This window comes from Synechococcus sp. MU1655, assembly GCF_023630655.1.
Classification (GTDB): Bacteria; Cyanobacteriota; Cyanobacteriia; order PCC-6307; family Cyanobiaceae; genus Synechococcus_C.
On the sequence record NZ_JAKUHK010000100.1, the window covers coordinates 1 to 6655 of the forward strand.

Annotated in this window: 5 protein-coding genes; all 5 read right to left on the reverse strand. The window is 48.6% G+C overall.

Annotation, left to right across the window (positions count from 1 at the left end; genetic code table 11):
* Nucleotides 1-175: 175 nt before the first annotated feature.
* Nucleotides 176-1999: a TolC family protein gene (locus NCN04_RS06125; RefSeq protein WP_250395505.1), complete on the reverse strand. Its 1824-nt coding sequence runs from the start codon at nucleotides 1997-1999 to the stop codon at nucleotides 176-178.
* A 260-nt stretch (nucleotides 2000-2259) separates the two neighbouring features.
* Nucleotides 2260-3396, reverse strand: coding sequence for an FUSC family protein (locus NCN04_RS06130; RefSeq protein ID WP_048346267.1), 1137 nt, complete (start codon nucleotides 3394-3396; stop codon nucleotides 2260-2262).
* Nucleotides 3393-4358 (reverse strand): FUSC family protein, encoded by a 966-nt coding sequence (locus NCN04_RS06135; RefSeq protein WP_250395506.1) that lies wholly within the window; start codon nucleotides 4356-4358, stop codon nucleotides 3393-3395. The genes NCN04_RS06130 and NCN04_RS06135 overlap by 4 nt, the downstream gene beginning before the upstream one ends.
* A 12-nt stretch (nucleotides 4359-4370) precedes the next feature.
* On the reverse strand, nucleotides 4371-5279 hold the full coding sequence (locus tag NCN04_RS06140; RefSeq protein WP_250395507.1) for an LCP family protein: 909 nt from the start codon (nucleotides 5277-5279) through the stop codon (nucleotides 4371-4373).
* Nucleotides 5280-5346: 67 nt separating this feature from the next.
* A partial coding sequence (locus NCN04_RS06145; RefSeq protein WP_250395508.1) for a universal stress protein occupies nucleotides 5347-6655 on the reverse strand: 1309 nt, incomplete at its 5' end.

Sequence of the window (6655 nt, forward strand, 5' to 3'; positions counted from 1 at the left end):
CACGATGTCAATACGTCCATTGCTTAAGCAAGAGATTCCTTGGTTAATCTCCGAATTGGTTTTGTTAATCATTCTGTTAAATGCTAATCCGCCTGAATTGTGGTTTTGGTTCGTTGTCTTTTTAGTGGTCTTTGGATATCGAATTGAGCGCTGGTGGTCTTCAAGGGCTGACTAATTAAGGCTGTTTTTTAGGGAAACTAAGAGATAATTCGGTTAAGACTGGATCGTTCGGATTTTTAGGCATGGGCAAGAGTTCACGTAGCATGCGTGCATAGGTGACATTGACATTCACAGTGGCGAATAATCGTCTTACTAAGGAGTTAACGAGTTGTTCCTGGGTGATGGAAAGGTTGATTTCGTCGCTTAGTCCGGTTTGGTAGCGCAGTTGTGTGTCTCGGAAGGCCTCTTTGCTGGCGCCAACAGCACGTCTGGCCGACACTAATTTTGCCAAACTAGCTTCGTGGTTTAAAAAAGCTCGCTCCAGTCGTAAGCGAATCGCGTTGCGGGTGTTCGCATATTGCTCTGCGGTTGCTTGCTCTTGAAGTTTCAAGGCCTTCACTCTGTTTGATGTGCCACCGGCATCAAAGATCATCCATTTGAAGGCCAGCCCTACCGACCATTCGTATCCGCTGACCTGCTCGAGGGGAAGAAAAGTACCTCCGCAGCATCCACCCCCGATCAGGGCAAGATTTGACGTGCGTTCCACGGATCCCAGGCCACCGGCTGCTGCAAACAGGCTGAGCCTTGGTAGCAGCTCAGCCGCCGCTTCATCTTGGCGGCGCATGAGTGCTTGTTGTGTTGCGAGAATCGCAGTGAGTTCTGGATTGTCGTCGTAAGCCGCCAACACCGTTCTTTCTAAATTCAGGGGCCAACGTGGTTGGAGGCTGATGGGGTCGCTTGCACTGGGGATGATCTCACTGGAGAGATTGAGAATGGTCCAAAGTTCACGACGGGCTACGGCACGATCAGCCATCGCTTGGATCAAGCTTTCTTCGTCTGCAGCCAGAAGGCTGCTTCGTCTGAGCAGATCCACCCTCGGAACAAGACCAGCTTGTTTTAGGTCAAGAGTGTCTTCCAATACGACCAGATCAGTGCGAACGATCGCATCGCGTATCCGCACAAGTTGCTCAGCACGTTGAAGGTTGTAATAGGCCTCGCTCACTTCAAGCTGAATGGCTCTTAACCGATCGGCATAGAGATTTTCTTGTTGGGTGAGTCGGGCTTGCGCTGCTTGAACCCTGGGAGTTCGAGCAAAATCAATAATGTTGTAATCAAGCTGAAGCCCAGCATCTGCCGAAACTCCATTCGCAACCGCCCCTAGCCCACCTCCTTGTGGGATGTAGAAGGGTCCAGCGCTGGAGCCACTGATTTCGTTTCCATCATTGGTGAGAGCAAAATTGGGAGTTTGCCCTTTTGAATTAAAGAGTTCCCCAAACCCGAAAGTGTTGTTTCCATAGGGGTTGTAAGTGGTTGTTCCGCTTTGAAATCCATCGACATTGGCAAAAACGCTGATCGTTGGCCAGTACCGGCTCGATTCGGATGCAATGGTGGCGGCTTGAGCCTGGATTAAATCTCGCTGAGCGCCCAGGGATGGGTTGTTGCGGAAGGCGATCGTGACAGCATCTTCAAGAGAGAGAGAAAGAGTTCGCGATGCAGTGTCAGCTGAAGAAGGAAGGCGAAGAAGAGGGTCTGGCTGAGTGTCTTGATCTGTGAGTTCACCGGAAGGTGCGGCATTGATATCAATCAGCAGTGTGGGGATCTCTAGTGCTCTGAGATCGTCACTGCTCTCAATCGCTGGTGCTGGACCAGTCAATGTGTCAATGGCATCGACCTGGGTATTAAGGCGCTCCCAACTTTTCTCAAGTTGCTCTGTAGTGCCGCCTTCATCCAGTGGTGCAACGTTGGTCTGAGCTGCTACGGGAGCGAAGCTGTTGCAAATCAATCCGAGCGCGCATACGGAACGGGAGAGGACCAGATCACAGCGGGATGGTTTCAACACGTTCTTCGGATGACGACTTCTAAAACGACTTTTGGGTATGTTTACGCACTCTGGTCAATGATGAAAGGTGTCCAATGCAAAACTCTGATGAATTTGATCGCTAGCTATCAAACTGGATGGTGACCATGAGACTGTCTTGTAAGCTGAATAGTGCTGCAACAATTGACCGCAAACAGCTTCTTATACTTAGACGGACTTGATTGGTTGAAGTTTCCGCAAGCCTTGAATAAGTTTCAAGCATGCTGGGTGATTTGAAGAGCTCAATCCCTCAGTAATAGATGGTTTGTGATTGCTGACTTGGAGTGGGTGGATATTGCTTCGATAATTGCTGATCGAATGTAGTCAATTAGGGTCATTCTTAAGATTATTTGTCTCAGCTGCTGTTTATTTAAATGCTTGTCGTCAGCAGAAATTGTGCCTTCTGTTGTTTGTTCAAGCCATTGGCTGAAGCCTCGAGAAAGATCCTTGATTGCGATCATCTCCCGAGGATTGAATTGTTGATTGTTAATTGTTTTTGGGTTTTTGAGCTCAGCGCTGATGGATAGCAATTGAGCGCTCAGAATATCAAATAAGTCTGCTTCCTCGTTGTGAAGTCGTTTGACTTTCTCTGATCTAATAAAGGGTGCTGGTAAGCTTCTGATAGACTCAAGAGAGGTCATTATTTGTGAGGCTAAAAGATCGATTCTGCTCCAAATGTCATGTAGTGGATGTTGTTCGGGATTAACTCCCAGTTCTAATTGTGCAAGAACCTGCTGTTGTCTTGCTGCGTTGAGTTGTGTGATCAGTGAAATGCGTTTTGCTTGTTGTTTTCTCGGTGGACTTGAGGAAGGATTGTTTTGTCTGAGGGCATCTCCTTCATCTTGTAGCTCCACTCCGAGGGCATCTAGCAATGATGCCCATTGTTGGTGTAATTGAGGAATCGTTTGACTCGGCCAAATCCATTGACACGCCAGTAGTGAAATGACAATGCCAAGTCCAGTCCAGAAAAGACGAATGGGGCCCCAGATGGTTTCAACCTGTTCATGAACAAGCCATCCCATAACGATGATCGTGCCTGCAACTTTGTACCCCACTTGCAGGCCGAGAATTCCTCCCAAAAGTCGTGTTGAAGCTAAAGCTAATCCAAGCCCTAATGGGAGAGGGAGATCTAGGCATTTTGTAAATATGATCAAAATAATCACGCCCATTAGCGATCCCATCAGCCGCTGAATGCCCAGCTTCATGGAATTGCCGTAGGTACTCGACAGAACGGCTGCTGTCGTAAGTGGCAAATAAAAGCCATATGGAATTGAACTAAGGAGACCGAATCCAGCACTTAATCCGGTAATAAGAACAAGGCGTAATTCTTGTCTAGTAAACCAAGGCTTGCTGAGGGGTTGACGGCTATTTTTTATCATTCAAATGAGTTTTGCTTGATGGCAAAATCAAGTTTTTTCTGACTTCTAGCGATTCGAAGGAATCGAGTGCCTTCTTCCTCTAAAAGTATACGCTGGGAGAGGCTAAGTCGACTGTTTGAATCTATTTGCAATCGTTTCCATCCCAAGTCATTGCTAATGTCTAACTGATCAGTAAGTTCAGGTAATTGCAAGGGCTGATGTTTTAAGGCTAGAGCGTCAAGAAGTCTTTCCATCAAAATCCATTGCGCATGTAGGCTGCGCCATAGGCTCATCCGTTGTTGCCAGCGTAGCCGCGACAATTGTTTCATGTGTTTCGCGCCAAGCTGTTCTTCAATATTAATGAGGCGTTGAATTTCTAAGAGATCTTTCGTGATCGAGCCGGGCTGTAAGGGTGGTGGTGAAGACGTAAGTCCTTGGAGCGACTGGCTATGTTGATGCATACGAGTACTTAGTGAATGAAGTAATTTTTGATGAAGCTCTTCCATTCGCATCAGTCGATTTTTGGGCCAAAGCAAGCGGCTGATTACAATGGCTACTAAGATTCCAACCAGAGTATCGATGCTTCTGTTTAAAATATAATACCAGTTTAACTTTGTATAACCGTGAACGCTTAAAAAGATCACCGTAATCACAACGGCTGTCGACAAGCCGCTGCCCCAGCCAAGGAGACGAAGTAAGGGGACAGTAATTAAGAGGCTGATGAAAATGCCGATCCAGCCTGAAAGCATTGTGTGGACTAAGAAAACAACAAGGCCGCCACTGACTGTTCCGAGAATCCTTCCTCTGGCGGCTTGAAGTGTGTTCTCATCTTGATCGTCGACGACTAAAATTACAGCTAAGAGCGGATAAAAAACAAAGCTAATTCGATCAAAGTGTTGTGCAATGGCGCATGTGATAAAAATGCTCAGGCCAAGTCTCAGACTTTGCTTCGTCAGATTGCTGTCTATCTTTGTAATGTTCATTGTTAGACGCGATCAGCGCTTCAGTCTGAGATCCTCGCTGTTGGATCTGCTTGTATCTTCGTCTATTGATGAATCATTGGTAGGCCATTGTGTATCAAGATAGCTCACTCCATTTTTATAAAAAGGACGAGCACTGAGTTGATTGGTTTGGAGTTCCGTTGTTCCCATTGCGGTGATCAACTTGCCAAAATCTAAAGGTCCAAGATCTGTGTCAAGATTACGTCCGGCTGCGCTAATCAAGGCTGGTAGGCGTATGAGATTCTGAGGTTGTATGAGTTTATTGAACAGGCTTTTTAATACAAGTTGTTGTCGGTCAAGTCGTCCAAAGTCACCCTCTCCATCGTGGCGCCAGCGCAAAAAGCCTTCAAGGTCACGTCCCTTGAGAACCTGGCGTCCTGGCTGAAGGTCGATCAGTAATCCTTGGCTTTTGTCTCGGTAGTAGAGCCGTTTTGGTACATCCACTTCGAGACCACCAAGTAAATCACTAATGGTGCGGATTCCTTCAAGATTCACCAGAATATGGTGATCAATCGGTCGTCCCATGAGGCGTGTAAGTTCTGATTTAACGGCATCTGGGCCGCCTATGGCATGGAGTGCGTTGGCCTTCATTGGACCAAAGCTACGTGATTCAATATAACTATCTCTTGGGATTTGAATAATCGAAGTCTCCCCATTCTCAACGCTGAGTACGAACATCGTGTCTGTATTCCCTCCTCCAGCATCCATGCCGAGAATGACTATATTTTCGTTGCCAAAGCTCGTCCAGCTTTCAAGTGGATTATTGATGGAAGCCAGTTTGGGGAGTTCTGTTGATGGAATGAGAGATCGACTGAGAGGTATCGATAGCAGCAATCCACCAAAAAGTCCTACCACTGCTGCTGTGAGCAGGGATTTTTTGTTCGGACTCTGTTGACCGTTCATACGCAAATCTTAGGTCTGTTGCTGCAACCGTTGGATTGTGTTGAAGTTTGTGTAGGGACAACCATGATTAGTGGAGTGGATCGCTGATCATCAAGGCTGGGCAGCTCAACTGATGAACCAAATTGCTTGTGCGATCACTGGCTGGAATGGGGAGTCCAGCAACTCGGCGACGTTGTGATCGCAGAATCACGAGATCTTGGTTTTTGCTGAACCAGTGAATTTTGGAATCGATACCAGGTCCCTGAAGCAGTTTGATTTGAATTTGATGGCTGTCGATATTGCGTGGACACCAACTCATCAGTTGGTGTTCCATCCAGGATCGTTCGTGTCGGTTGAAGCGTGGGTCATGGATGTGCAGAAGGCTGATGGTGGTGGATGTTGGGTCTGGTGCGGTTGAGAGGAGCCGTAGGGCGAGTTCAAATTGTTCGCGTGCACTGGCTGATAGATCTTTGATTGGAACGAGGATTCGGTTCACATCCTTCAGCTCTCGTCGTCCAAGATTGGCTACCACAACAGGGCAATGGGCGGTTCTGCAGACCCCGTCGACGAGGTCGCCCAGGAGCCATTTGCGTAGCGGGTCAGGGCGTCCTGCTCCAATCAACAGAAGATCAGCGCCTTCTTCTAAAGCGCTTCTGCTCATGCCCGCAGCGATGTCATCATCCACGCGCAGGAGACAACGCGTGGTTGCGGTGAGTCTCTCTCCGTTGGTTGCGGCCTGACGCAGCCTCGCTCTCGCGGCAGACAAGGCTCGATTTAAGCCACCGCGAGCTTCTTCGAGGCTTGGACTCACCAGCGCAAGCGGCAAGAGTTGTCCGTTGTGCTCGCCTTCTCCCTGGGAGAGTCGAGCGGCCAGCTTCAACAGGCTCAACTCTGTGTCTGGATTGGCAACTGGAACCAACACTTTTAGGGGGCGGCGTACCACCTCCCCGGGGACGTCCTGATTTGCATCGAGCGTTGTTGTGCCGTAGGTGGAGCGCTCATTCGGTTCCATCAGGGCGACGACCGAGCGTGTGGTGAGGGTTGGACCGAGCGTCGCTGTGACGACCATCACGGCTAGAACGCTGTTGAGAACTGTGTTGTCGAGAAGGCCGGCTTGGAAACCAATGAACGCGGTGGCAAGCGTGGCGGCCACCTTGGGCATGGCGAGTGACCACATCAGCAGCATTTGATTGGGGCTGTAGCGGAACCAGCGACCAGCAATGACTGCTGCAAGTGCTTTGCATCCCAAGGCTCCAGTGAGCATTAGGGCTGTGAACTCAATGTTGCTGATGCTGTCGGCGAGGCTGCCTAGATCGAGCAGCAGTCCTAAATGAATGAAGAAGATGGGGATGAATAAGGCTCCCCCCACAAAGATCACTTGCTCTTTGACCTTGCCT